This is a genomic window from Clostridium tertium (assembly GCF_017873245.1).
Classification (GTDB): domain Bacteria; phylum Bacillota; class Clostridia; order Clostridiales; family Clostridiaceae; genus Clostridium; species Clostridium tertium.
Map to the genome: position 1 here is coordinate 141,517 of NZ_JAGGJY010000001.1, position 23,774 is coordinate 165,290.

The 23,774-nt window shown below is 28.4% G+C and carries 29 protein-coding genes; all 29 read left to right on the forward strand.

Annotation, left to right across the window (positions count from 1 at the left end; genetic code table 11):
- Positions 1–7 precede the first annotated feature (7 nt).
- The 29 genes from flgL to fliQ all read left to right on the forward strand — a co-directional run bounded on the left by flgL (position 8) and on the right by fliQ (position 23,764).
- Entirely contained in the window at positions 8–1,003 is a 996-nt protein-coding gene (flgL, locus tag J2Z25_RS00690) for a flagellar hook-associated protein FlgL (protein ID WP_097032673.1), read from the forward strand.
- Between the two features lie 13 nt (positions 1,004–1,016).
- Positions 1,017–1,439, forward strand: coding sequence for a flagellar assembly protein FliW (gene fliW, locus J2Z25_RS00695; protein WP_209737584.1), 423 nt, complete (start codon positions 1,017–1,019; stop codon positions 1,437–1,439).
- Positions 1,440–1,455: 16 nt separating this feature from the next.
- Entirely contained in the window at positions 1,456–1,674 is a 219-nt protein-coding gene (gene csrA / locus J2Z25_RS00700) for a carbon storage regulator CsrA (RefSeq protein WP_035285103.1), read from the forward strand.
- 15 nt (positions 1,675–1,689) lie between these two features.
- Positions 1,690–2,040: a flagellar protein FlaG gene (locus tag J2Z25_RS00705; protein ID WP_209737586.1), complete on the forward strand. Its 351-nt coding sequence runs from the start codon at positions 1,690–1,692 to the stop codon at positions 2,038–2,040.
- A gap of 14 nt (positions 2,041–2,054) precedes the next feature.
- The gene (locus tag J2Z25_RS00710) at positions 2,055–2,345 is read left to right on the forward strand and encodes a hypothetical protein (RefSeq protein WP_008678032.1); all 291 of its coding nucleotides are present in this window, start codon (positions 2,055–2,057) and stop codon (positions 2,343–2,345) included.
- 14 nt (positions 2,346–2,359) lie between these two features.
- Complete coding sequence (gene fliS / locus J2Z25_RS00715; RefSeq protein ID WP_209737588.1) at positions 2,360–2,743, forward strand: flagellar export chaperone FliS; 384 nt, start codon at positions 2,360–2,362, stop codon at positions 2,741–2,743.
- Between the two features lie 141 nt (positions 2,744–2,884).
- A complete protein-coding gene (gene fliD, locus J2Z25_RS00720; protein WP_209737598.1) occupies positions 2,885–4,996 on the forward strand; it encodes a flagellar filament capping protein FliD in 2,112 nt (703 codons plus the stop codon).
- A gap of 4 nt (positions 4,997–5,000) precedes the next feature.
- A complete protein-coding gene (locus J2Z25_RS00725) occupies positions 5,001–5,327 on the forward strand; it encodes a flagellar protein FliT (RefSeq protein ID WP_209737600.1) in 327 nt (108 codons plus the stop codon).
- A 170-nt stretch (positions 5,328–5,497) separates the two neighbouring features.
- Positions 5,498–6,613 (forward strand): flagellin N-terminal helical domain-containing protein, encoded by a 1,116-nt coding sequence (locus J2Z25_RS00730; protein ID WP_209737602.1) that lies wholly within the window; start codon positions 5,498–5,500, stop codon positions 6,611–6,613.
- A gap of 192 nt (positions 6,614–6,805) precedes the next feature.
- Entirely contained in the window at positions 6,806–7,663 is an 858-nt protein-coding gene (locus tag J2Z25_RS00735) for a flagellin N-terminal helical domain-containing protein (protein WP_209737604.1), read from the forward strand.
- Positions 7,664–8,366: 703 nt separating this feature from the next.
- Positions 8,367–8,762 (forward strand): flagellar basal body rod protein FlgB, encoded by a 396-nt coding sequence (gene flgB, locus J2Z25_RS00740; protein ID WP_209737606.1) that lies wholly within the window; start codon positions 8,367–8,369, stop codon positions 8,760–8,762.
- A gap of 2 nt (positions 8,763–8,764) precedes the next feature.
- A complete protein-coding gene (gene flgC, locus J2Z25_RS00745; RefSeq protein ID WP_008678042.1) occupies positions 8,765–9,169 on the forward strand; it encodes a flagellar basal body rod protein FlgC in 405 nt (134 codons plus the stop codon).
- 9 nt (positions 9,170–9,178) lie between these two features.
- A complete protein-coding gene (gene fliE, locus J2Z25_RS00750; protein WP_209737608.1) occupies positions 9,179–9,481 on the forward strand; it encodes a flagellar hook-basal body complex protein FliE in 303 nt (100 codons plus the stop codon).
- Positions 9,482–9,502: 21 nt separating this feature from the next.
- A complete protein-coding gene (fliF, locus tag J2Z25_RS00755) occupies positions 9,503–11,065 on the forward strand; it encodes a flagellar basal-body MS-ring/collar protein FliF (RefSeq protein ID WP_209737610.1) in 1,563 nt (520 codons plus the stop codon).
- 4 nt (positions 11,066–11,069) lie between these two features.
- Positions 11,070–12,086, forward strand: a complete 1,017-nt coding sequence (fliG, locus tag J2Z25_RS00760) for a flagellar motor switch protein FliG (RefSeq protein WP_008678045.1) — start codon at positions 11,070–11,072, stop codon at positions 12,084–12,086.
- Positions 12,070–12,828, forward strand: coding sequence for a FliH/SctL family protein (locus J2Z25_RS00765; protein WP_209737612.1), 759 nt, complete (start codon positions 12,070–12,072; stop codon positions 12,826–12,828). Before fliG ends, J2Z25_RS00765 begins: the two co-directional genes overlap by 17 nt.
- 15 nt (positions 12,829–12,843) lie before the next feature.
- Positions 12,844–14,154 carry a flagellar protein export ATPase FliI gene (fliI, locus tag J2Z25_RS00770; RefSeq protein ID WP_008678048.1) on the forward strand — a complete coding sequence of 437 codons (1,311 nt, stop codon included), beginning with the start codon at positions 12,844–12,846 and terminating at the stop codon, positions 14,152–14,154.
- 14 nt (positions 14,155–14,168) lie between these two features.
- Complete coding sequence (fliJ, locus tag J2Z25_RS00775; RefSeq protein ID WP_111928421.1) at positions 14,169–14,600, forward strand: flagellar export protein FliJ; 432 nt, start codon at positions 14,169–14,171, stop codon at positions 14,598–14,600.
- A gap of 17 nt (positions 14,601–14,617) precedes the next feature.
- A complete protein-coding gene (locus tag J2Z25_RS00780; RefSeq protein ID WP_209737614.1) occupies positions 14,618–16,129 on the forward strand; it encodes a flagellar hook-length control protein FliK in 1,512 nt (503 codons plus the stop codon).
- 12 nt (positions 16,130–16,141) lie between these two features.
- The gene (locus tag J2Z25_RS00785) at positions 16,142–16,840 is read left to right on the forward strand and encodes a flagellar hook capping FlgD N-terminal domain-containing protein (RefSeq protein WP_209737616.1); all 699 of its coding nucleotides are present in this window, start codon (positions 16,142–16,144) and stop codon (positions 16,838–16,840) included.
- Positions 16,841–16,871: 31 nt separating this feature from the next.
- Positions 16,872–17,258, forward strand: a complete 387-nt coding sequence (locus tag J2Z25_RS00790; protein WP_209737618.1) for a TIGR02530 family flagellar biosynthesis protein — start codon at positions 16,872–16,874, stop codon at positions 17,256–17,258.
- 76 nt (positions 17,259–17,334) lie between these two features.
- On the forward strand, positions 17,335–19,974 hold the full coding sequence (locus J2Z25_RS00795) for a flagellar hook-basal body complex protein (RefSeq protein ID WP_209737620.1): 2,640 nt from the start codon (positions 17,335–17,337) through the stop codon (positions 19,972–19,974).
- Positions 19,975–20,107: 133 nt separating this feature from the next.
- On the forward strand, positions 20,108–20,299 hold the full coding sequence (locus J2Z25_RS00800) for a flagellar FlbD family protein (protein WP_008678059.1): 192 nt from the start codon (positions 20,108–20,110) through the stop codon (positions 20,297–20,299).
- 16 nt (positions 20,300–20,315) lie between these two features.
- Complete coding sequence (locus tag J2Z25_RS00805) at positions 20,316–21,122, forward strand: motility protein A (protein ID WP_099346643.1); 807 nt, start codon at positions 20,316–20,318, stop codon at positions 21,120–21,122.
- On the forward strand, positions 21,122–21,862 hold the full coding sequence (locus J2Z25_RS00810; RefSeq protein WP_099346642.1) for an OmpA family protein: 741 nt from the start codon (positions 21,122–21,124) through the stop codon (positions 21,860–21,862). Before J2Z25_RS00805 ends, J2Z25_RS00810 begins: the two co-directional genes overlap by 1 nt.
- 1 nt (position 21,863) lies before the next feature.
- Positions 21,864–22,310, forward strand: coding sequence for a flagellar basal body-associated FliL family protein (locus J2Z25_RS00815; RefSeq protein ID WP_008678065.1), 447 nt, complete (start codon positions 21,864–21,866; stop codon positions 22,308–22,310).
- 19 nt (positions 22,311–22,329) lie between these two features.
- On the forward strand, positions 22,330–22,698 hold the full coding sequence (locus tag J2Z25_RS00820; protein WP_035285104.1) for a flagellar biosynthetic protein FliO: 369 nt from the start codon (positions 22,330–22,332) through the stop codon (positions 22,696–22,698).
- A gap of 13 nt (positions 22,699–22,711) precedes the next feature.
- Complete coding sequence (gene fliP, locus J2Z25_RS00825; RefSeq protein WP_008678069.1) at positions 22,712–23,485, forward strand: flagellar type III secretion system pore protein FliP; 774 nt, start codon at positions 22,712–22,714, stop codon at positions 23,483–23,485.
- Positions 23,486–23,494: 9 nt separating this feature from the next.
- The gene (gene fliQ / locus J2Z25_RS00830) at positions 23,495–23,764 is read left to right on the forward strand and encodes a flagellar biosynthesis protein FliQ (RefSeq protein WP_035285706.1); all 270 of its coding nucleotides are present in this window, start codon (positions 23,495–23,497) and stop codon (positions 23,762–23,764) included.
- The last annotated feature ends 10 nt before the right edge of the window (positions 23,765–23,774 follow it).

Sequence of the window (23,774 nt, forward strand, 5' to 3'; positions counted from 1 at the left end):
GAAGTAAATGAGAATTACTAATCAAATGATGAGTAAAAGCTTTTTAAGAGATCTTGGTAGAAATCAAGGTTATATGAAAAAACTAAATGATCAGCTTACTTCAGGAAAGGAAATTAGAAGACCTTCTGATAATCCTTTCAAGGTTGCAAGAAGTATGCAATTACATAGAGATATAGGAGCTAATACTCAATATAATGAAAATATAAAAGATACTACAAATTGGTTAGATACTACAGATACTGCTCTAGAGCAATTAGGTAACAGCTTCCAAAGATTTAGAGAACTAATGGTTTCAGCTGGTAATGCTGCATACGGAAGTGATGAGAAAAAAGCAATAAAAGATGAAATGAACGAAAAAGTAAATGAAATAGCTCAAATATTAAATAGTAGTTTTGATGGTAAATACATTTTTGGTGGCACTAAAGGAAATACAAAACCAATAGGAACTAATAAAGATATAGTTACTGGAAATAACTCTATTCACCTTAGTGGAAATGATGGAGAAGTTTTAGAATTAGATAATTTAGATGAATCAGTACAAAATCAAATAGGTATGATAAATAAGAAACTTACTGTAGAAGTATCCCAAGGAGTAACGATGGATTACAATGTATCTGCTACTGATTTGCTATTATTTAAAGATAAAAATGGAGCAGATGTTAATGTTATGGGATTATTAAAAGAAATAACAGATAATATAGGTTCAGAAGATGCGAGTGTTAGTGGAAAAGTAACAAATGAAAATCTAAAAACTATGGACGAAACTATAGCTAATCTTTTAAAGATAAGAGCAGAGGTTGGAGCAAAGCAAAATAGAATGGAATCAGCTGGAGATCAAAATGAAGAACAAAACTTCAATTTAAAAGATATATTATCACAAACAGAAGATATAGATTTTGCTGAAAAAAATATAGAAGCAACAGTTGCACAAAGTGTATATATGGCTTCACTTCAAGTAAGTGCAAAAATAATACAACCGTCACTTTTAGATTTCCTAAGATAGGAGAAGATATAATATGGAGTTAATATCACCAATACATGGGAAAATGATATATGAAGAAAATGAAATAATATATTTTGAAAAAGGAATTCCAGGATTCGATAATTTGAAAAAATATATAATAAAAGAAGTTGGAAATGAAAGTCCATTTAATATTTTACAATCAATAGAAGATAAAGAATTAGGTTTTATAATTATTTCTCCATTTTTTATAAATGATAAGTACGAAATAAAACTAAATGATGAAGTAATAAAAAACTTAAACCTAGAAGATTCAAAAGATGTAATGTTATATTCAATTGTGACATTAAACTCTAAAGCAGAAGAAATAACAGCAAATTTAAAAGCGCCTTTAGTAATAAATATAAAAAATAGAAAAGGGGAACAATATATTTCAGATAAAGAAGTATATAACATAAAAGAAAAAGTATTCAAGTAAGGAAGGTGTGTTAAATTTGTTAGTTATAACAAGAAAAAAAGGAGAGTCTATTTTAATAGGTGATGATATAGAAATATCTATTTCAAAAATAGAAGATGGCAGTGTAAAACTAGCAATAAAAGCACCTAAAGAAATGACTATTTTAAGAAAAGAGCTTTATGAAGAAGTTCAAAATGAAAACAAAGAAGCAACAAAAATGAATATAGAACTATTAAAAATGTTAGGGAAAAAATAAGGTGGTGTTTTAAAAATGGAAATGAAGGTTGCAAGTCAAGGAGGACAAGTTAACCTAAGTACAGTTAAAAATCTAGAAATTAAGCAAATAGCAGAAAACAAGGATGTAGTAGAAGCTGTAAGCGCTAAAGATAAAAATTATAAAAAAGAAGATGTAATAAAGGCAATAGATAAGTTAAATGAGTTTTTAAAAGATGAGCATACCTATGCAGAATATTCTATTCATGAAAAGCTTGGAGATGTAATGGTAAAAATAATAAGTGAAGATACGAAAGAAGTTATTATGGAGTGTCCACCTAAGAAAATACTAGACTTAGTAGCCAAAATGATGGAGCTAGTTGGTGTTGCAATAGATAAAAAAGCTTAATAGGGGGAGATGCTATGAATTTCTTACTAAATAAAATTGATACAGATCTTAGAAAAAAAGTTTATGAAAAAACAAAAGATGGTAAGGTTCATAGAAAGTCTAACATAAGCATTAATAAAGATAGTGAAAAGCAAAAGAAAAAGTTTTTTAATGAATATGTAAAAGAAGAAAGAAAGCAAATGGAGCAAAGTAAATTTACTGTAGATGCTACAAAATTAGAAAAGCCCACTATAAGTCTTCATGGTGAAAAAGAAGAAAATTTACATGCAATAGGTTATGGCACCTTTTTAGATGTTAAAAAGTAGGAGGAAACAATAAAATGTATGGTAATAATGCATTAAATGTATATAAAAATAATAGCGTAAACTACGCATCAAAAGAACAATTACTATTAATGCTAGTAGATGGAGCTGTAAAATTTGCAAAGATAGCAAGAGAAGCTTTAGTTAGTGAAGATATTAAAAAAAGTCATGAAAATCTAGTTAAAGTTCAAGATATATTTACAGAACTAATGATAAGCTTAGATCAAAATGCAGGTGAGTGGGCAAGACAAATATATCAAGTATATGAATTTATAAAAACAAGATTATTTGAAATAAACCTAAAAAAAGATGTGAAAATGATGGACGAGCTTATGCCAGTAATAGAAAATGTAAGAGATACATGGCATGAAGCATATGAAATATCTAAGAAAATGAAGTAATGGAAAATGAAAAATAAATGAGATAATTCAGACAAGCTAAATTATTAAAGAATATAGTTTAAAGAATAAAATTCCATAGGAATTTACCATCAATTATAAATTACTCATTATCCATTATTAATTGAAAGTCGGGGTGTTTAAGTGAGAATAACAGGTTTAGCAACAGGCTTGGATATGGATCAAATAGTTAAAGATTCCATGAAGCCTTATAGAATAAAGATAGATAGAAAAGGTCAAGATAAAGAGATTTTAGAAATAAAACAAAAGCTTTATAGGGAAGTTATTAAAGATTCTAGGGAGCTTTATAATAAATATTTTGATGTAACAAAAAGTGATAGCATATTATTGAGTAAAAATTGGGCAACTACTAAATTTACTTCTTCTAATGAAAATTTAGTATCAGTTTCAGGAAATAGTGATGCTAAGGTAGGAAACTATACTATTACCGGAAGTACTGCAAAGGCTTCAAGTATAACTTTAGAAAAATTTGAAGCTAAAACTATAGATAAAGACGGGAAAGTTACAGAAAGTAAAGTAATAGTAAATGGTAAGGAATTTGTAATTGATGAAAGTTTATCTAATAAAGAAAAGGTTGACTTTTTAAATAAAGAGTTAACTAAAGCGGGAATAAATATTTCAGTAAGATATACAAGCTTTGCAGGAAGTAATTCAGGTATAGAAAATAATAAAGAAGCTTTTATATTTGAATCTAAAATTTTAGGAAGTGATAGTACATTTACTATTGGAGGAAGTGAATTTAAAAAATTTGATCCAGTAAAAGGTAAGAATGCAACAGCAGCAACTATATCTGGATTCACAATAGATAATTTTAACATAAACTCCTCCAATATAATTAAGTTAACAGTAGATGGTGAAGAGAAAAGTATTAGTATAGATTGGGATTCTATAAAGAATGATGATAATTCCGCTATAGATAAAACAAAATTAGAAGAATTATTAAATGGTAAACTAAAGGAGTATAAATTATCAGTATCAATTACTGATAATAACATTGAATTTAAAAGCACGGTATTAGGGAAGGATGTTAAAAATCCTAATATTACAATAAATGGTAAAGGCGAAAATATAAAATTTAATTCAGGAAATGATGCAACTCCTACAACTAATACTTTAAATTTAAAAGAGTTTAATATAAGTGGGAAGAGAATATCAATTAATGGCAATATGATAGATTTATCTAAAGCGATTCCTGGAAAAGAAGATGAGTATATAAACAAAATGTTAAAACAACAAAATTTGAATATTACCGCTACTTTAAGTGGAAATAATTTGGTTTTAACTTCGAATATAGCAGGAGCAGATTATAATGTAGATGTAAGTATAGTATCAGATGATGCTAAAGTTTCAACAGATGGAGAAAATGCTAAGTTTATAATAAAAGATGGTAAGAATGGAGTTTATACTCATACTGGCATATCTAATACAGTAACTTTAGATGGAATAACATTCAAATTTAATGGAGATATACCTACTGATGAAACTGTTACTGTAAATGCTAAACAAGATGTTACAGCTATAAAGGATAATTTAGTCAAGTTTATTAATGATTATAATACATTAATAGAAAAATTAAATAAACTTACAACTGAGAAAAGAAATAGAGATTTTAATCCCTTGACTGCAGAGCAAAAGAAGGAAATGTCTGAAGATGAAATAAAATTATGGAATGAAAAAGTTGAAAAAGGACAGCTTAGGAGAGATAACGATTTAACTAGAATATCGAATAGTTTAAAACAAGCTATGAGATCTTTAGTAGATGGATCAGGACTAAATTTAGAGAGAATAGGAATTGCTCCTGTTGCAGATTATCAAGGAGTTAAAAATGGTACTTTTACTATAGATGAAACGAAATTAACTAAGGCACTAGAAGAAAGTTCAGAAGAAGTAATGAATTTGTTCATTAAATCAAAACCTAAGGAGGATAGTCTTTCAGAGTCTACTAAATATTCTAAATCTGGAATAATGCAAAGATTAAAGGATATTTTATATAATGAAACAATGACGGTTGCAGCTTCTTTACTTAAGAAAGCAGGGATCGAAGGTTCTTCAACAGCTTATAATAATGAATTAACTAAATCTATTGAAAAGTATGAACAGAAAATGAAGGATATGGAAAAAGATTTTTCAAGAAGAGAACAAGCTTTATATACTAAGTATGCAAATTTAGAAACGATAATGAACAAGTATAATTCACAGCAAAGTTATTTAATGCAACAATTAGGGTTAAGTTAAAATTATGATAGAAAAGATTTTAGATGATTATAAGAATATAACAAAAAAAATTATAGAAAATATAGATAAAGATGAAGAAGTTATAAAGCTTATGGAGAATAGAGAAGAAATTATCAAAAAACTGTGTAATTATGAAAATAACAAAGAACAAATAAAAGAAATAATTTTCTATCAAGACTTAATAAGCCTTGATAGAAAATTGAAATTAGCTATTGAAAAAGAAAAAAATCGAGTGAAAGAAGAAATAAGATCTTTGCATAAGTTGAAAAATGCTAATAATGCTTATGAAAAAAATAGAAAGATAAACAATTTTTTCAATGTGAAAATTTAAAAAAATTTAAAAATACTATAAAGTTACAAAATTTAGTACGATATATATAATATAAGCTTAAGCAACTTAAAACTCTATATAGAGAATTTCTCCACCAAAATGGTAGGAGTTCTAAATAAAAAAATATAATGACAAGGATGTCAATTTAAAAATCAAGGAGGAATTTTATTATGATAATTAATCACAATTTAAATGCTATGAATGCTCATAGAAACATGACAGGAAACACTGCTTCTGCAGGGAAATCAATGGAAAAGTTATCTTCAGGTCTTAGAATAAACAGAGCTGGAGATGATGCTGCAGGACTAGCTATTTCTGAAAAAATGAGAGGACAAATTAGAGGATTAGATCAAGCAGCTAGAAACTCACAAGATGCTATATCAATGATTCAAACTGCAGAAGGTGGATTAAATGAAACTCATTCAATTCTTCAAAGAATGAGAGAATTAGCTGTTCAAGGTGCTAGTGATACTAACGAAAAAATTGATAGAGACGCTATAAAGACAGAACTTGATCAATTAACAGCTGAAATAACAAGAATTGGTAATACTACTGAATTTAATAATAAGAAGTTATTAAATGGTGCTTTAAATTCTAGTATAACAAGTGTAGGAACTGGAATTGGAGCTGGTAAGGGTATATCAAAGATAACTTCAAATGGAGCTAATGCTGCAACTGATTATAAAATTTCTTTTGATCAAGCTAAAAGCGAGTTAACAGTAGCTAGTGCAACTCTTGGTAAAACAAGTACAATTAAGGTAAATGTTCCGGCTGCAGGTAGTATGAGTACTCAAGATGTTAATTTTGCGGAACTTGGAATTACTGTATCAGTAAATGAAGCTTTAACTGCTGATATTAATGCAGACAACACTTTCCAAGTTGCTGCTGGAGGTTCAATAAGCGTTATGATAGGTGCTAATGAATCACAAAATATTACAATCGATATTGGAGATATGAGAGCATCAGCATTTACTGGTTTAAGTACTATAGCAGTTGATACATCTACAAATGCAGAACAGGCTGTGACAACAATAAATAATGCTATTAATAAGGTTTCAACTGAGCGTTCTAAACTTGGTGCTTTCCAAAATAGATTAGAACATACAATTGCAAATTTAGGTACATCATCTGAAAACTTAACAGCTGCTGAAAGCAGAGTTAGAGACGTTGATATGGCTAAAGAAATGATGAATTTCTCAAAGAATAATATTCTTTCTCAAGCTGCACAAGCTATGCTTGCTCAAGCAAATCAACAACCTCAAGGAGTTCTTCAATTATTAAGATAATTGATAACATAATTTTGACTAAGACTCTTCCTATTAGGAAGGGTCTTTTTATATTTTAGATAGTATAGTTCTTGAAAAATATAAGATAAATAATATATTATATTATTTTATATTATTCTTGTTAAGAATATATTTTTTTATACGATATAAATTATATAGACATTAGTTAGTTTAAATATAGGAGAGAATATTATGAGATTAAATCAAAATATGCAATCTTTAAATGTATATAGAAATTATAAAAAAAATCTAGTTACTCAATCTATTGCTTTAGATAGAATAGCTACAGGAAGTAAAATTAATTCTGCTAAGGATAACCCTAATAAGCTTGGAGTTAGTGAAGGCCTTAGAATGCAAATTAGAGGGCTTCAAATGGCAGAAAGGAATCTTCAAGATGGAGTTTCTATGATGCAAACAGTAGATGGATATTTATCAACAATTAGTGAATCTTTGACTAGAATTAAAGAGTTAACCGTTCAAGCTGGAGGAGTTCAAAATAATGAAGATTTGACTATAATTCAAGGAGAAATAAATCAACTTAAGGAACATATTGATTATACAGTAAATAATTCTGAGTTTAATGGAGTAAAATTATTAAATTCTGAAAAAGTTACTAATAATGATTATCCTAAGTATTTAAATCATGTTGTAGGAGCTAATGCCAAAGAAGAGATAAACATACCTGTATTTAATGTGACAACAGATATGCTTATTGATTCAGAAGGAAATTCATTGAAAAATATTAATATAACTAATAAAAATGAATTAGATAAAAATTTAAATATTGTAGATTCGGCAATAGAAACTATGAATTCCGTAAGGAGTAGATATGGGGCGATTCAAAATAGAATGGATACTTCAGCACAAAATTTAAGTGGAAGTTCATTTAATTTAGAAAATGCTGAAAGTAGAATAAGGGATTCTGATATAGCATTAGAAATGGCAGAGTATGCAAGAACATCAATATTACATGAAACCTCGATTGCTTTAATGCAACAAACTAATAGGTTTCCACAGGATGTACTAAGAATATTAGAAAATATGAAATAAAAAATAGTTATAATATTAATTTTTAATTTTTATTGTAACATATATATTTTATTTTTTAAAAGGGGCTCGTTTTGCGAGGTCCTTTTAAGTTAGTGATTTTATTTGCTTAAAAGAGTTTTCTATTATTTAAATATGAAGAAAACTAAATATTTTTAAATTTTTAATAAAAATTAGTGTTAACAACAAATTTATTATTATAGTATTGGTTAAGAGTCAGTATCATAAAAGTTGAGAATTATGCAGAAATTGTATATCAAAGGTATTATAAAATTACAATACTATACTTGAATTTTAAAACTATTTTGATACAAACATAAACAAAATTTAAAAAATAATAAATTTAATACTAAGTTAAATAAAACTTAATAAATGTTTTAAAAAATATCGACATAAAAAAATGAAGAATTTTCTATTTTTTTGACTTTTTATAGTTCAATAAAAACTTTTTGCGATATATAGAAAAATACTACAATAATATGTAAAAAAACATAAAAAAACAAGAAATGAATTATTATCGACAAAGATTATGTAAGAATATGATTATAATTTTTGATAAAATTATTATAGAAAAATAATTAATATTAAACTATAATATAAATATGGTGAATTTTGCATAAATAGCCTAATTAAGAAAATAAAATAAAAGTAGTTGTTTGTAAGTTAAAGTTGAGATGTAAAGAATGTTGTTATAGGGAGAGGAATTATGAATATAAATAATGATAGTTCAATGCAATTTATAAAACTAGGATTAGATGCTTCTGCATTAAGAGAAAAAGTAATTGCAAATAATATGGCAAATATAAATACTAAAGATTTTAAGAAATCATATGTTTCTTTTGAAGAAAATTTAACAAAAGCAACGCAAGACTTTTCTTTAAAGAAAACTAAAAAAGAGCATTTAAATGGAGAATTAAATGATTCTTTAATTAGTGTGAAGCAAGATAAAAGTACGAGTATGAGAACTGATGGGAATAATGTTGACATGGATTTAGAAAAAGTAAATCAAGCAGCAAATACATTAATGTATAATGCATTAATAACTCAAGCAAATTCAAAGTTAAATATGACTAAGAGTGTTATATCAGGAGGAAGTAGATAGATATGGGAATATTTAATACTATGAGAATAAGTGCAAGTGGTCTTTCAGCAGAAAGATTAAGAATGGACACAATAACATCAAATATAACTAATGCAACAACTACTAGGGGAGAAGATGGAAAACCTTATGTAAGAAAAATAGCTGTATTTCAAGAAAATTTAGATAAAGCTAATAAACTTAATGGTGTAAAAGCTGTTGAAATAGTTGAAGATGAGTCGCCACTTAAAAGTGTTTATGATCCTACTCATCCAGATGCAAATGAAGATGGGTATGTTACTATGCCAAATGTTAATTTGCTTAATGAAATGGCTGATATAATAGCAGCTTCTAGAGCTTATGAAGCTAACGTGGATACTTTAAATGCTTCAAAAAGTATGTTTACTAAATCATTAGAGTTGGGAAGGTAGAAATAGAATATGATAGTTAATAACTTTGTTCCAAGTGAAAAAATTTTTGAGAGCAGTATTAATGCTAACGATATTAAGACAAGCCCTTCGGAAAATAGTTTTCAAAGCGCTTTAAAGGATAGTTTAGATAAATTAAATGAAAAACAAATTAATGCAGATAATATGACAAATGATTTTATTTCAGGAAAAGATGTTGAGGTTCATGAAATGATGTTAAGTATGGAAGAATCTAAGATGTCACTTCAGCTAGCAATTCAAGTAAGAAATAAAGTTGTTGAAGCAGTACAAGAATTAACAAGAATGCAATTGTAATTATGATAAGGAGTGCTATTAATGGATAAGCTTAAGGAAAGCTTTAGTAAGCTGTGGGGGAAGTTTAAATCATTTAGTAAAGGAATAAGAATTGCAATAATAGCGGCACTAGTTACATTTATTATTGCTATAGGATCTTTATTTTTTTACAATTCGGCTAATAAATATAAGGTTTTATTCTCAAATCTGGATGCAAGTGATGCACAACTTGTAACAAATAAATTAAAAGAAAAAAAAGTTGATATGAAAATTGAAGGTGAAACAATAATGGTTCCAAAGGCCTCTGTAGATGAGTTAAGGCTTGAATTAGCACCAGAGCTTTCTGATGGAAGTAAAGGTTATGAACTTATGGATACTGGAAATTCATTTGGAATGACAGATGAAGAGTTTAAATTAAAGAAATTAAGAATGCAGCAAGGCGAGTTAGAAAAAACTATAAAAAGTTTTCCTCAAATTGATACTGTAAGAGTACATATAACACCTTCAAAAGATTCAGTTTTTGTAGAAGATAAGGAACCAGGAAAGGCAGCTGTTTATTTAAAGCTTCTTCCAGGAAATAAACTAGGTAAAGAACAGGTGGAATCTATTGTTGCATTAGTTTCAGGAAGTACTGAAAATGTTCCTAAGGAAAACATTGAAGTTATAGATGATAATATGAATCTTTTAACAAAAGATTTAAATAACTCAGATGGAACAGAAGTAAGCTCTGAAACTATAGAAAAACAATTTAATTTAGAAAAAAAATATGAAGAAGATATACAAAAATCAATAATTGATCTTTTAGAACCTGTAGTAGGGAAAAATAAAGTTAAAAGCTCTGTAAATGTTGATTTGGATTTTGATTCAAAGCAAAAAACAGAAACAATTATAGATCCGAATAAGGTTATTGTTAGCCAGCAAACTATAAAAGAAAAAAATGGAATAAATACTGGTGAAAATAGTGGTGGACCTGTAGATAATAATATGGGAAATACTATAGATGAGGGAACTACTGGAAATGGTTCTTCAAGAGAAGAAGTAAACACTAACTATGAAAGTGGAAAAACGGAAACTAAAACAATAAGTGCTCCAGGGGAGGTTAAGAGATTAACTGCGTCTGTTTTTATTGATGGAAATATAGATGGAAATGTACAAGCAGCTATAGAAAAGTCTGTTGCTAATGCAATTGGACTTAATACTGAAAGAGGCGATAGTGTATCAGTAGTCGGTATGACATTTGATCCAATAACAAAGGAAGAAGCACAAAAAGAATTTGATTCTATAAATGAATTACTAGCAAAAGAGAATAGAAATAAAATGATAATTTATTCAGTTTTAGGATTATTAGGACTTATAATAATAGTAGTAATTTTAATTTTTGTTAGAAGGAAATCTAAAAATAATCAAGAAGAAAAAGAAAATTTATTAGATGTTGTTATAGACGATAGATTATCTAATGAAAATACTGAAGTTATGCCTTCAATTAATTTTGAAAGTATAAATCCAAAAGCACATATAGAAAATGAAATTAAGAAATATGCAACAGATAAACCAGATCAAGTAGCAGATATAGTTAAATCTTGGTTAGCTGAGAATGAGAGGTGATAGTATGGCAAGAGATACATCGAAATTAAATGGAGTACAAAAAGCAGCTATATTGTTTATAACACTTGGACCAGAAGCCTCATCAGCAATTTTAAAGAAGCTTCCAGAACCGGAAATACAAAAAATAACATATGAAATTGCTAATATATCATCTGTTACTTCTGAACAAAGACAGATTATTCTAGATGAATTTTTAGAGATGAATAAGGCTAGGGATTATATTATAGAAGGTGGAATAGAATATGCAAGAACCTTATTATCTAAGGCTTTAGGTACGCAAAGAGCAAATGAAATTTTAAGTAAAGTTACAGAAGCAACTCAGCAGTACAGACCATTTTCTATTGCAAGAAAGGCGGATGCTCATCAATTATTAAATGTAATTAGTTATGAACATCCACAAACAATAGCTTTAATATTATGTTATCTTCAACCAGATAAGGCTGCACAAGTTTTAGCTGAATTGCCTGAAGATACGCAAAGTGAAGTTGCTTATAGAATAGCAACAATGAGTAATACTTCTCCAATGGTTATTAAAGAAATTGAAAAAGTGCTTGAAAGTAAATTAAGTACTGTTGTTAGAAGTGAAATGACTTCACTTGGTGGAGTTGAAACTTTAGTAGATATTTTAAATCAAGTTGATAGAACAACAGAAAAGAATATTACTGAAAGCTTAGAAAGAGAAGATGCAGAACTTGCGGATATTGTTAAAAGCTCAATGTTTGTATTTGAAGATATCATTACTCTTGATGATGTATCTATTCAAAGAATTCTTAGAGAAGTTGATGGAAAAGAACTTGCTCTTGCGCTTAAGGGATGTTCAGATGAGGTGGCAAATGCTGTATATAGAAATCAATCTAAGAGAGCAGCAGCGGCACTTAAGGAAGATATGGAATTCTTAGGACCGGTTAGACTTATGGATGTTGAAAAGGCACAACAAAAAATCGTTTCAATAATTAGAAGATTAGATGATGCTCAAGAAATAATAATTTCAAGAGGTGGAGAAGATGCAATTATCTTATAATCTTATAAAAAGTAATTCAGCATTAGAAGTTTCAAAGAAAAAGATAGAAACTAATTATATAAGCAGAGAAGAAACTTTAGAAGAAAATAAAGAACAAGATATAAAATCTATTGAAGCAGAAATTAAAAAAAGTTATGAGAGCTTAGGAGCAAGCATTTTAAAAAAAGCTAAAAGAGAAGCTGAAGAATTACTTATGGAAAGTAGAAAAACAGCTATTAAAATGGAAAAAACTTCCTATGAAGAAGGATATGCACAAGGAAAAGAAAATGGCTTTGAAGATGGATACAAAGAGGGATTGCAAAAGGCTAAGTTAGAAACAGAAGAAGAAGTAAAGAGATATATAAAAAAGTCAGAAAAAATATTAGAATCTGCAAATAGTAAATTTAAAGAATATTTGAAGCTTAAAGAAAAAGATATCATAAATATAGCTTTCGAAATGGCAGCTATAATAGCTAGAAAAGAATTGCATAAATCTGAAGGCATATTACCTTTATTAGAAGATATTTTAAATGAAGCCAAGGCTGAAGAGAATATAATAATAAAATGCAATACAGCACATGTAAAAGCAATTGAAGATAAAGTAGATTACTATAAAAAAGCATATGCCATAAAAGGAGAAATATTTATAATTGAAGATCCTTTAATGGAGAGTGGAAATGCTATAGTTGAGAAAAGTACAGGCAAAGCTATTATTGGATTAGATATTGGCTTAGAAAAGCTTCAAGAAGCTTTGTTTAAGTAATAAGTAGGTGAAAATATGATAAATGTAGATTTTGATTTATTAAATAAAAGAATTAAAAAAGTAAATACTTATTATTTAGAAGGAACAGTTAAACAAGTAATAGGGTTAACAATAGAAGTTCAAGGGGTTAAGGCTTTTGTTGGAGAACTTTGTACCATATATAATCAAGAAAACCAACCAATTAAATGTGAAGTAGTTGGGTTTAGAGAAGATGCAGTACTTTTAATGCCCCTAGGAGAACTTATAGGAATATCACCAGGATGTAGAGTAGTTCCAGAAAGAAGACCTTTAGAGGTAAGGTGTTCAGATGATTTGTTAGGTAAAATACTTGATGGATTGGGTAATCCACTTCAAGGAGATGAAATTATTCAAGGGGAAGGATATCCTCTTGAAAATCAACCTCCAGATCCGTTAACAAGAAGGAGAATAACAGAAATCCTTCCAACTGGAGTAAGGGCAATAGATGGATTTTTAACTGTTGGTGAAGGACAGAGAATTGGTATCTTTGCTGGATCAGGTGTTGGAAAAAGTACTACACTTGGAATGATAGCAAGGGAAGCAGAAGCAGATATTAATGTGATTTCTTTAATTGGAGAAAGAGGAAGAGAAGTTTTAGAGTTTATAGAAAAGGATCTAGGTCCGGAAGGTATGAAAAAATCTATTGTTGTATGTGCCACATCAGATAAGCCAGCTTTAATAAGAATTAAAGGGGCATTAACGGCAACGGCAATAGCAGAATACTTTAGAGATAAAGGTAAGAAAGTTATATTGATGATGGATTCAGTAACTAGATTTGCAATGGCACAAAGAGAAGTAGGGTTAGCCATAGGAGAGCCACCAGCTCAAAAGGGATATACACCATCTGTATTTGCTAAATTACCTAAACTTATGGAAAGGCCAGGTACATCTGACAAGGGATCTATAACAGCTTTTTATACAGTTTTAGTTGACGGAGATGATTTTAATGAACCAATTGCAGATGCTGTAAGAGGTATATTAGATGGACATATAGTTTTATCAAGAGATTTAGCACATAAAAATCATTATCCTGCAATAGATATTTTGAATAGTATTAGTAGACTTATGCCTAGTATTGCTACAGATATTCATAAGGAAGCTTCATCTATGGGAAGAGATTTACTTGCAACTTATAAAGATGCTGAGGATTTAATAAATTTAGGTGCTTATGTAAAGGGAAGTAATAAGAAGATAGACTTATCAATTCAATATAATGATAGATTAAACAGCTATTTAAAACAAGGAATTGAAGAAAAATCTGATTTTAACACTTCTTTAGATAAGCTTATTTCTATATTTAGAAATTAAAAGGAAGGCTCAAAATGTCAGGAAATTTTAAATTTAGGTTAGAAAAGCTTCTTGAAATAAGAACAGAAAAAGAAGAAGAGAGTAAAAGATTATTTAATAAGACTGAAATAGAAAAACAAAAGACCGAAGAAAAATTAAACAATCTTAAATTTAATTATGAAAAATATAATGGAATAAATAAAGGTGAAAGTATTGTCTATCAAAAAATTAAAAGAAATTATTTATTTGCTTTAGATAAAGGAATTACAGAAACTGAAAAAGATTTAACTATAAAGTTAAAGGAACTTGATATAAGAAGAGAAGATTTACTAAAAAAGCAAATAGAAAGAAAAACTGTTGATATATTAAAAGAAAGAAAGTCATTAGAATTTTATAAGGAAGAAGAGAGAAAAGATCAAATATTTAATGACGAGCTTGCTTTATATGCATATATGAGAAAGCATTGAAAGGAGGTGAGTAAAGAGTGCTAAATACAAAAATTGTAATGGATTTAGACAAGAAGTTAAATAATATAAAGATTAGCTCAAAGAAAGAAGTGTTTAAAAAAGAAGTATCAAAAAATGATACTGAAGTAATAACAGATTTTAAAGATTATCTTAGTAAGGAAGTTAAGAGTGATACTTCAAGAGATTCAATAAATAGTACATACGTACAAAAAGATGATAAAGCTTTTATTAGTAATGAAGAAATTTCTCAAAGTCAAAATGAAATAGAAGATATCCTATCAGAAGTATCTAATAAGTTAGAAGAACTAATTGATAACGAGTATTTCCTAGGAAATGGATCTGATATTGATGATTTAAGTGAAATATTAATATTATTATCGAGCTTTTTAAATAAGAATCTAGGTAATGAAGATTTGAGTAACGAAGTCTTAAATGATAGTTATAATAATTTTATTAGTTTAAATGATTCTGATTTGAATAATATACAAAATTTATTTTTAACATTATTTAATTCAAAAGATGATACAAAAACAGAAAATAATTTATCAAATTTAGAATTACTAAGAACTAATAGCTCAGATGATATAGATATTAAGGGATTGTTAAAAGACGTAAAAAAATTAACTGATAATATTTTAGAAGATATAAACTTAAATCTTTCTGATACTAATACTATAGATGATTATAAAAATGAATTATCAAATAAAATCATTTCTTTATTAGAATCATTACCAAATGAATCTATAAAAAGTATATATTCTAATATTAAAGAAAAGGATAAGCTTAAAATATTAAGTACTTTATTATTACAAAAAATAAGTAATGAAGATAATAGTATAGAAAAAAGTACTAGTGATTTAAGGATAGCTGTAAATGATGACTTTGTAGATAATAACCTTACTTCATTATATAAAGATATAACGAAAGAAAAAAATTTTAATGATAATAATTCATTAAAGCAAAATTCTTTAGATGAAAATAATGACGAAGATATAATACTTTCGAAGATAATAGATAGTGATAATAAAGGTTCATTTTCAAAAGTATTAACTTATTATGATAAGTTTAATAAAAATAGTGTGGAAACAATAAAAGAACCAGTTACTGTAAATAGACAAACATTAGATATAGACATAATAAAAAATGTTAAGTTTATGATGAAAAATTCTGTGCAAGAATTAAAAGTAAAAGTTTATCCTAAAGAATTAGGCGAAATGACTATAAAAATTCTTTCAGAAGAAGGAATAATGAGAGCAGAAATTAAGGCAACTTCTAAAGAAACATATAATTTATTAAATTCTAATTTAAATGATATAAAGAAGAGCTTAGTAGATCAAAATATAAAAATTCAAGAAGTAAATATAGGAATATATAATGAAGACACTACTTTCTTTAGTGGAAAAGAAAATTCATCAGATAATTTTAGAAATCAAAAAAGCAATGAAAACAGTAATAATTCTATATTTATTGATGATGAAGAAGTTAAAGAGGATTTACTTAATGAAAGCAATGTAAATTTATTGGCATAGGGGGATAAATAAGTGTCTAATGTTATAAATAGTTATACAGGAGCGAGAGCGACAGATAGAGGAACACAAATAGTTAAACCAGGACAAGATATGGATAAAAATGCATTTTTAACAATATTATCTGCAGAATTATCAAATATGGATCCAATGGGAAATAACGATTCTACTCAATATGTTACTCAAATGGCACAGTTTGCTTCAATGGAGCAAATGACAAATTTAAATACTACAATGTCTAGTTACGCACATAACTCAATGGTTGGCAAAGGTGTAACTTTAAAAAGTGTTGATAGTGAAGGCAAGCCTTACACTGGGATTGTAAAATCTGTAACATCAACATCAGCTAAAACTACAATTTCTGTAGAAGTTAATGAAAATGGAAATAATACTTATAAGGACTTTGATATAACAGATGTACTTACTGTTTTAGATGTTCCTGACTATTCGCTACCATCAATTAATAATATAAATGGTAATATGTCATTTTTAGTTGCTTCTTCGTTTATAGGAAAGCATGTTGAATTAAGTGAGAAAGCTTCAAATGAAAATAATATTACTGGAGAAGTTTTAGGAGTATTAAAAGATCAAGGTATAGTTAAAGTAAGAGTTAAATTACATGATTCAGATGAAATACAAGAATTTACTTATGATAAGATAATTAAGGCTTCAAATAGTAAAGAAGAGATAAAATCAGAAGAGAATCAAGAGTAAGATAAGTAAATTATTAAAGTAGGTGTTTTTTTTGAGCTTTAGAGTTATAAATGGAAAAGCTTATCCTGTAGGTAATTTTCAGTTGCAAAATGAAAGGGTAAATGAGAAAAATAATAACTACAAAAGTAAGTTTAATGATATTTTAAATGAAGCTATAAATAAAGATAGCAATGAATATACACTATCAAAGCATGCAGCAGAGAGATTGAAAGAAATCAATTTTACAGATGTAGATATGGACCAAATTGCAAAGGGCTTTAAAATGGCACAAGATAAAGGTTCTAAAAATTCTGTAATGATATATAAAGATGTAGCTTTAATAGCTAGTATAGAAAATAAAACTGTAATAACAGCAATAGAAAAAGAAAGAGCTAAGGCAAATGTATTTACAAATGTAGATAGTGTTGTAATTTTATAAGCTGGACCTATTTTAGGAGGCTTAATTCTTGTTGAATGACAGATGCAAGAAAAAATAAATGGTTGGAGGTCAATTTATGTTAAGATCAATGTATTCCGGTATAAGCGGTATGAAGGTTAATCAAACTAAGTTAGATGTTATAGGAAATAATATATCAAATGTTGGTACTACATCATTTAAATCATCAAGAGCAAGATTTAGCGATATGCTAAGCCAAAATGTATCAGATGCTATGGCACCATCTAATAACCAAGGTGGAGTAAATGCTAGCCAAGTTGGACTTGGAGTTCAACTTGCAAGCATAGATTCTGTTATGACACAAGGGATGATGCAACCTACAGGAAGACAATTGGATGTTGCAATTGATGGTGATGGATTCTTTATGGTAAGTAAAGGACCAGCAATTTATGATGGAACTTTAGAAGTAAATCATAGAGCTGGCGCACATAATATAACATCACAGTCATTAAGCAATTCTGGAAGCGAAATAATGTATAGTAGAGATGGATCATTTATATTAGATGAACAAGGAAATTTATTAACAGGTGATGGATTTAGAGTTATGGGTTATTCTTTAACAAATGATGATAGTTCGCAAGAGGCAACAGGACAAGTTCCGAATGGAGTAAGTACTGCAGGATTAGATTTTAGATTTGGACCTGGATCACAATTAAATGGATTCAAAGTAGTTCTAGGATCTGTTGGACCAGGAACTGTTACATCAGCAAATGTTAATAAAGCAGAAAAACTTATAATAGTAAATGGAGATTTTTCTTCAACAGGAGCATTAACACCAGCTCAAGTAGAATCAGCAATAAATAAAGGATTATCATCAGCAGGAATATCACAACAAATGTTTGTTAGTGGAAAACCTATTACTTTTGAAGGGTTAGGCTCATCAGCTATTGTAGGTGGTACAGATGCATTAGCGCCTAAAGCTATTACAGTTGGAGGATTTACTATACAACTTAGCGAAGGTAGTGATTTAAATGGTTATAGCTTTGAAATTGGTGAAATATCGCCTAAAACTTTAGAGGTTAATGTTGAAAAAGGTAGAAAAAAAATTGTTATAAATGCTGATTTCTTAAATAAAGGATTTAACTCAGCAGATTTACAAGAGGAGTTAAATAATAAGCTTAAAGAAGCAGGAATTAAACAAGAAGCAAAAGTTACAGGAGCACCGGCTACTTTAGGAAATATAAGTGGTGCTTCAGATGCTACTGGTAAAGTGGACAAAGCAGCTGAGTTAGTTAATGCAAAAGATGGAACAAAAACCAACTTGTCAGTTGGTGGATTTACATTTTCTAATCAAACTGATGGAGAACTTAATGATTACACAATTTCTATAGGAGAAAGTTCAGCGGGAACACCACTTACAGTAGTAGTTGAAAATGGAAATATAATAATTAATGGTGATTTTACTAAGGCAGATTCATTTACAAATACTGAATTAAAAACTAAATTAAATAGTGCATTAAAAGCAAATGGAGTTAAAACTCAATTAGATGTTGCAGGAAGTATAAAGTTAGGGGATATAACAAATAAAATTAAATTCCAAGATGGAGTTACAGCGTCCTCTCCAAAGGCATTAAACATAGCTGGATTAAATGTAGAACTTCCAGCAGGAATACTATTAAACAATTTAGAATTTGAAATTACTGATATTAATGAGCCAGCATTAAACGTAAAATATACTGAAGCAACAGGAGGAAATCCACCTAAATTAGTTATAACAGGAGATTTTACTAAGAAAGTTGCAGCAAGAGATTTAGAAGATAAAATAAATGAAGCTTTAGCTAAAGTTCATAAAATTGATTCGCCTAAAGTTAAAATATCAGGAACATCTAAACCTTACACTGGATTAACTTCAGATAATATTGAAGGTGGAGAAGTTGATAAGGCACCAGGGAAAATTGCAGTTGGTGGTATAGAACTAACATTTGATGCAGGAGCAGCACTTAATGGTTATAAGTTCCAAATAGGTGTAATAAGCCCTGGGACTAAGACATCAGCTACAATTGATGAAAAAGGAAAGACAATTACAATAAATGGTGATTTTGTAACTACGAATGCTATTACAGCTAAAAATATACAAGATGCTTTAACTAGAGCTTTAGAAGGAAAAGGGATAGCTCAAGGAATAGCTGCAACAGGAAAGCCAATAGAAATTGGCGGAGTTGTTTCAGAGGAAACAAATGGAGGAACTCCAATAGAAAGTATGAACTCAGATGGAAGTATTAATTTTGTAGATGCAACAAAAGATTTAAAATCATATGATGGAGAATTAAAAACTCTTAAGATTCCAGATAAGGTGAGAATACCAGGAACAGATATAGAGCTTAGAGTTAAAACTTATACTATAGATAAAAATGGTGTAATTAATGGAGTACTTGAAGATGGTAGGGTAGCTGCACTTGGACAATTAGCTATGGCAAGTTTTAAGAATCCAGAAGGTTTAACTAAGCTTGGAGGAAATCTTTATAGTTCATCAGTTAACTCAGGAGATGCAATTATAAAGAGTGGTGTTGGAACTTTAAATGATGATAATTCAAATGGTTATGGAGATAATCTTCAAGGAATGCTTGAAATGTCAAATGTAGACTTATCAGAACAATTTACAGATATGATAGTTTCAAGTAGAGCTTTCCAAGCAGCAGGGAAAATGATAACTACTGGAGATGAAATTCTTCAAGATATAATTAACTTAAAGAGATAATAAAACAAAATAGATTGCTCATGCTCAGTTGCTTCAATAAACTGAGCAAAGCATCCTAACTATATAAGTAAATTATGGAAAAGTATTTTATATCTATATAAAGTGAATTTACTATAGTGAAGAGGGGAATTAAATGATTAATGTAACAGCTATGAATAACAAAGAGTTTATTTTAAATGCCGATCATATAGAGAAAATAGAAGAGGTTCCTGAAACTTTAATAACATTAACTAATGGTAAAAAGTATATTGTGCTTGAAAGCGTAGAAGAGATAGTAGAAAAAGTAATTATATATAAAAATAAGATTGTTACTTATAGATTATAATGGGAGGCAATATTATATGAAAAAGTCAGACATATTAACCTCAGTTGGTTTAATATTAAGCATAGTATTAATGATTTATGGAATGCTTATTGGAAGTAGTCTTAAAATTTTCTGGGACGTAGCATCTGTAATAATAACTGTAGGAGGATCATTATCAGCTCTTTTAATAACATATTCATTAGAAGAAGTGAAAAATATGGGAAAGCTTTTCATGCAAGCTTTTAAGGAAAATAAATCATCAGGAAAAGATATAATTATAAGGTTTGGAAGCCTTTCTAAAAAAGCTAGAAGAGAAGGACTATTATCTTTAGAAGATGATATTTCTGAAATGGAAGATCCTTTTATGAAGAAAGGATTACAAATGGTTGTAGATGGTATTGAACCAGAAACAATAAGAGAAATATTAGAATTAGAAATTGGAGAAATGGAAAATAGACATGAAAGAGGCGCAGGTATTTATGCTGCATGGGGGGCTTATGCCCCTGCATTTGGTATGCTAGGAACTTTAATTGGATTAATTCAAATGCTTGCAAATTTAACAGATGTAGCAAATATTGCATCTGGTATGGGAAAAGCATTAATAACTACATTCTATGGTTCACTTTTAGCAAATATTTTATGTAATCCTATTGCTTCTAATTTAAGGCAAAAGAGTGCAAAGGAAGCTGGAGAAAGAGAAATGATTTTAGAAGGAATACTTGCAATACAATCAGGTGTAAACCCAAGAATTGTAGAGGAAAAGCTAATAACATACTTACCTCCTAAGGAAAAATTAGAATATTTAAATAACAGCATTGAAAATGGAGAAGGAGTTGTTATTTAATGGCTAGAAAGAAAAAGAATAAAGCTGAAGGCTTAAGGGGCGATGAATGGATGGCAACTTATGCTGATACTGTAACTTTATTGCTTACTTTTTTTGTTTTGTTATATTCAATGGCAACTGTAGATGCGGAAAAAACTAAAAGTATATCTAATGCTTTTACTTCAATGATGAGTGGACAAAATGGTGATAGCATAATGGAATATAACATGTATAATGGGGAAGTACCTTTAATTGGAGGAGAAACTGAAGATAATATAGAAGGTGGAGAATCATTAACAGAACAAGAAAAAATGTATAAGAATGTTAAAGAATTTGTTAATGAAAATAATTTAGGATCTGTTGTAGATATTCTTGATAATAAAAGAGGAGTAATAATACAACTAAGAGATAATGTATTGTTTGAAACTTCAAGTTCTGATTTAAGGGAAGAAAGTAAGGAAGTACTTAACAAAATCAATTCACTTATAGCATCTATAGATAATCAAATATTAGTTGAAGGTCATACAGATAATAGACCCATAAATACAAGTAGATTTCCATCAAACTGGGAATTGTCTGCTGATAGAGCAGTCAATGTAGTTAAATATTTTATAGAAGTAATGGGACAAGATCCTTCAAGATTTAGTGCAGCAGGATATGGAGAGTACCATCCGGTAGCACCTAATGATACTTATGAAAATATGGCTAAAAATAGAAGAGTTGATATTTTAATTGTGACAACTGAAAAGGAGGAAGAATAAGATGGCTGAAAGTAAGCAAGAAAAGAAAAAGGGTAGTAAATTAATTATAATCATTGCTATTCTAGCAATTTTGGGTGGTGGAACATTTGGGGGAGTATATTACTTTATGAATAAAAATAATGCCTCACAGCCAGTTGTTATAGAAGAAGCTTTTTTTGAAGTTGGAGAAATATTTGTTAATTTAAGTGATGAAGGATCAAAGAGATATGTAAAACTTAACCTTTCAATAAGTTATGATAAAAACAATAAAGATTTAGCTAAAGAAATAGAAGATAAAAAAGTTGTACTTAGAGATGTGGCTATATTTTATGTAAAGTCTTGTAAAGCTAGTAGTTTTGAACCAGCAAATGAAGCTGTATTAAAAGGTGATATGATTACTAGGATGAATCAAAAATTGAAATCAGGATTGATAAAAGATGTATATATAAGTGATATTATAGTACAATAGAAGGAAGTAGAATTAAAAGATGGATTTAATATTTATGATAATTAAGTTAATATTTGCTCTTGTAGTAGTACTAGGACTTATGTATTTAGTATTTAAAATAAGCGGAAATAGACTTAATAAAATTAATGAAGGAAAATATATAAAAGTATTAGAAAAAGTTCAAATATCTAAAGATACTTCAATAGTAGTAGTAAAGATTGGGAAAAAGGGATACATAATGAGTTCATCTAATAATAATACTGAAAAAATAGATGAAATATCTGAAGAGGAGATATTGCTTTTGGAAGAGGAGAAAAGAATAGAAAAAGAAAAAATTAATCAGCAATATGAAGTAGCTATTAAGGGTTTAAAATCCAAAGTAAATAAACTTAGGAATAAATATAACTAAAAGGAAGATTTGTATGAGTAAAAAAAATAAATATTTATTTATAATGCTAATAGCATTAGCTTTAATATTCACCTTTGATAAAAGTGTAAGTGCTGAACCTATAAATATACCAAACGTTAATATTTCGGTAGGTGGTGAATCAACTTCTCCTCAAAACTATGTTGATAATATTAAATTATTAATAATATTAACTATTTTAACATTATTGCCTTCAATAATAATAATGATGACATCTTTTACAAGAATAATAGTTGTATTTTCATTTTTAAAAAGTGCATTAGGAGCACAACAATCTATACCAAATCAAATACTTATTGGACTAGCATTATTTTTAACTATATTCATAATGCAACCAGTATATAGTGAGATAAATAATAATGCATTTAAGCCTTTTATGGAAAATACAATAACGCAAGATGAAGCTATGGAGGCTGGAAGCAAGCCTTTAAGGGAGTTTATGTTAAAGCAAACAAGACAAAAAGATTTAGAATTATTTATTGAAACATCAAAATTAGATAAAGAAGAAATAACAAGAGATAATATTCCATTAACTGTTGTTATACCAGCTTTTGCAATAAGTGAATTAAAAACAGCCTTTCAAATAGGATTCTTACTATTCTTACCTTTCTTAATAATAGATATGGTTGTAGCAAGTGTTCTTATGTCTATGGGGATGTTTATGGTTCCACCTGTTATGGTAGCATTACCATTTAAATTATTGTTATTTGTAATGGTAGATGGTTGGTATTTAATGGTTAAATCATTGATAATGAGCTTTGGAGGGTAGGTGATATGTATGAGTGAAAATTTAATAATAGGAATTGTTAGAGATGCATTATATACGTCATTAAAGGTAGCAGGTCCTATATTAATAGTATCAATTTTAATTGGATTAATAATAAGTATTTTTCAAGCAACCACTCAAATACAAGAACAAACATTAACCTTTGTTCCAAAACTTATAGGAATTGCAGCTGTAGGACTAATGTTATCAAGCTTTATGTTACATACACTAGTATCTTTTACAGAAAGAATATTTGAACTTATTATTAAAATATCTACTTAGGGGGTAGGTA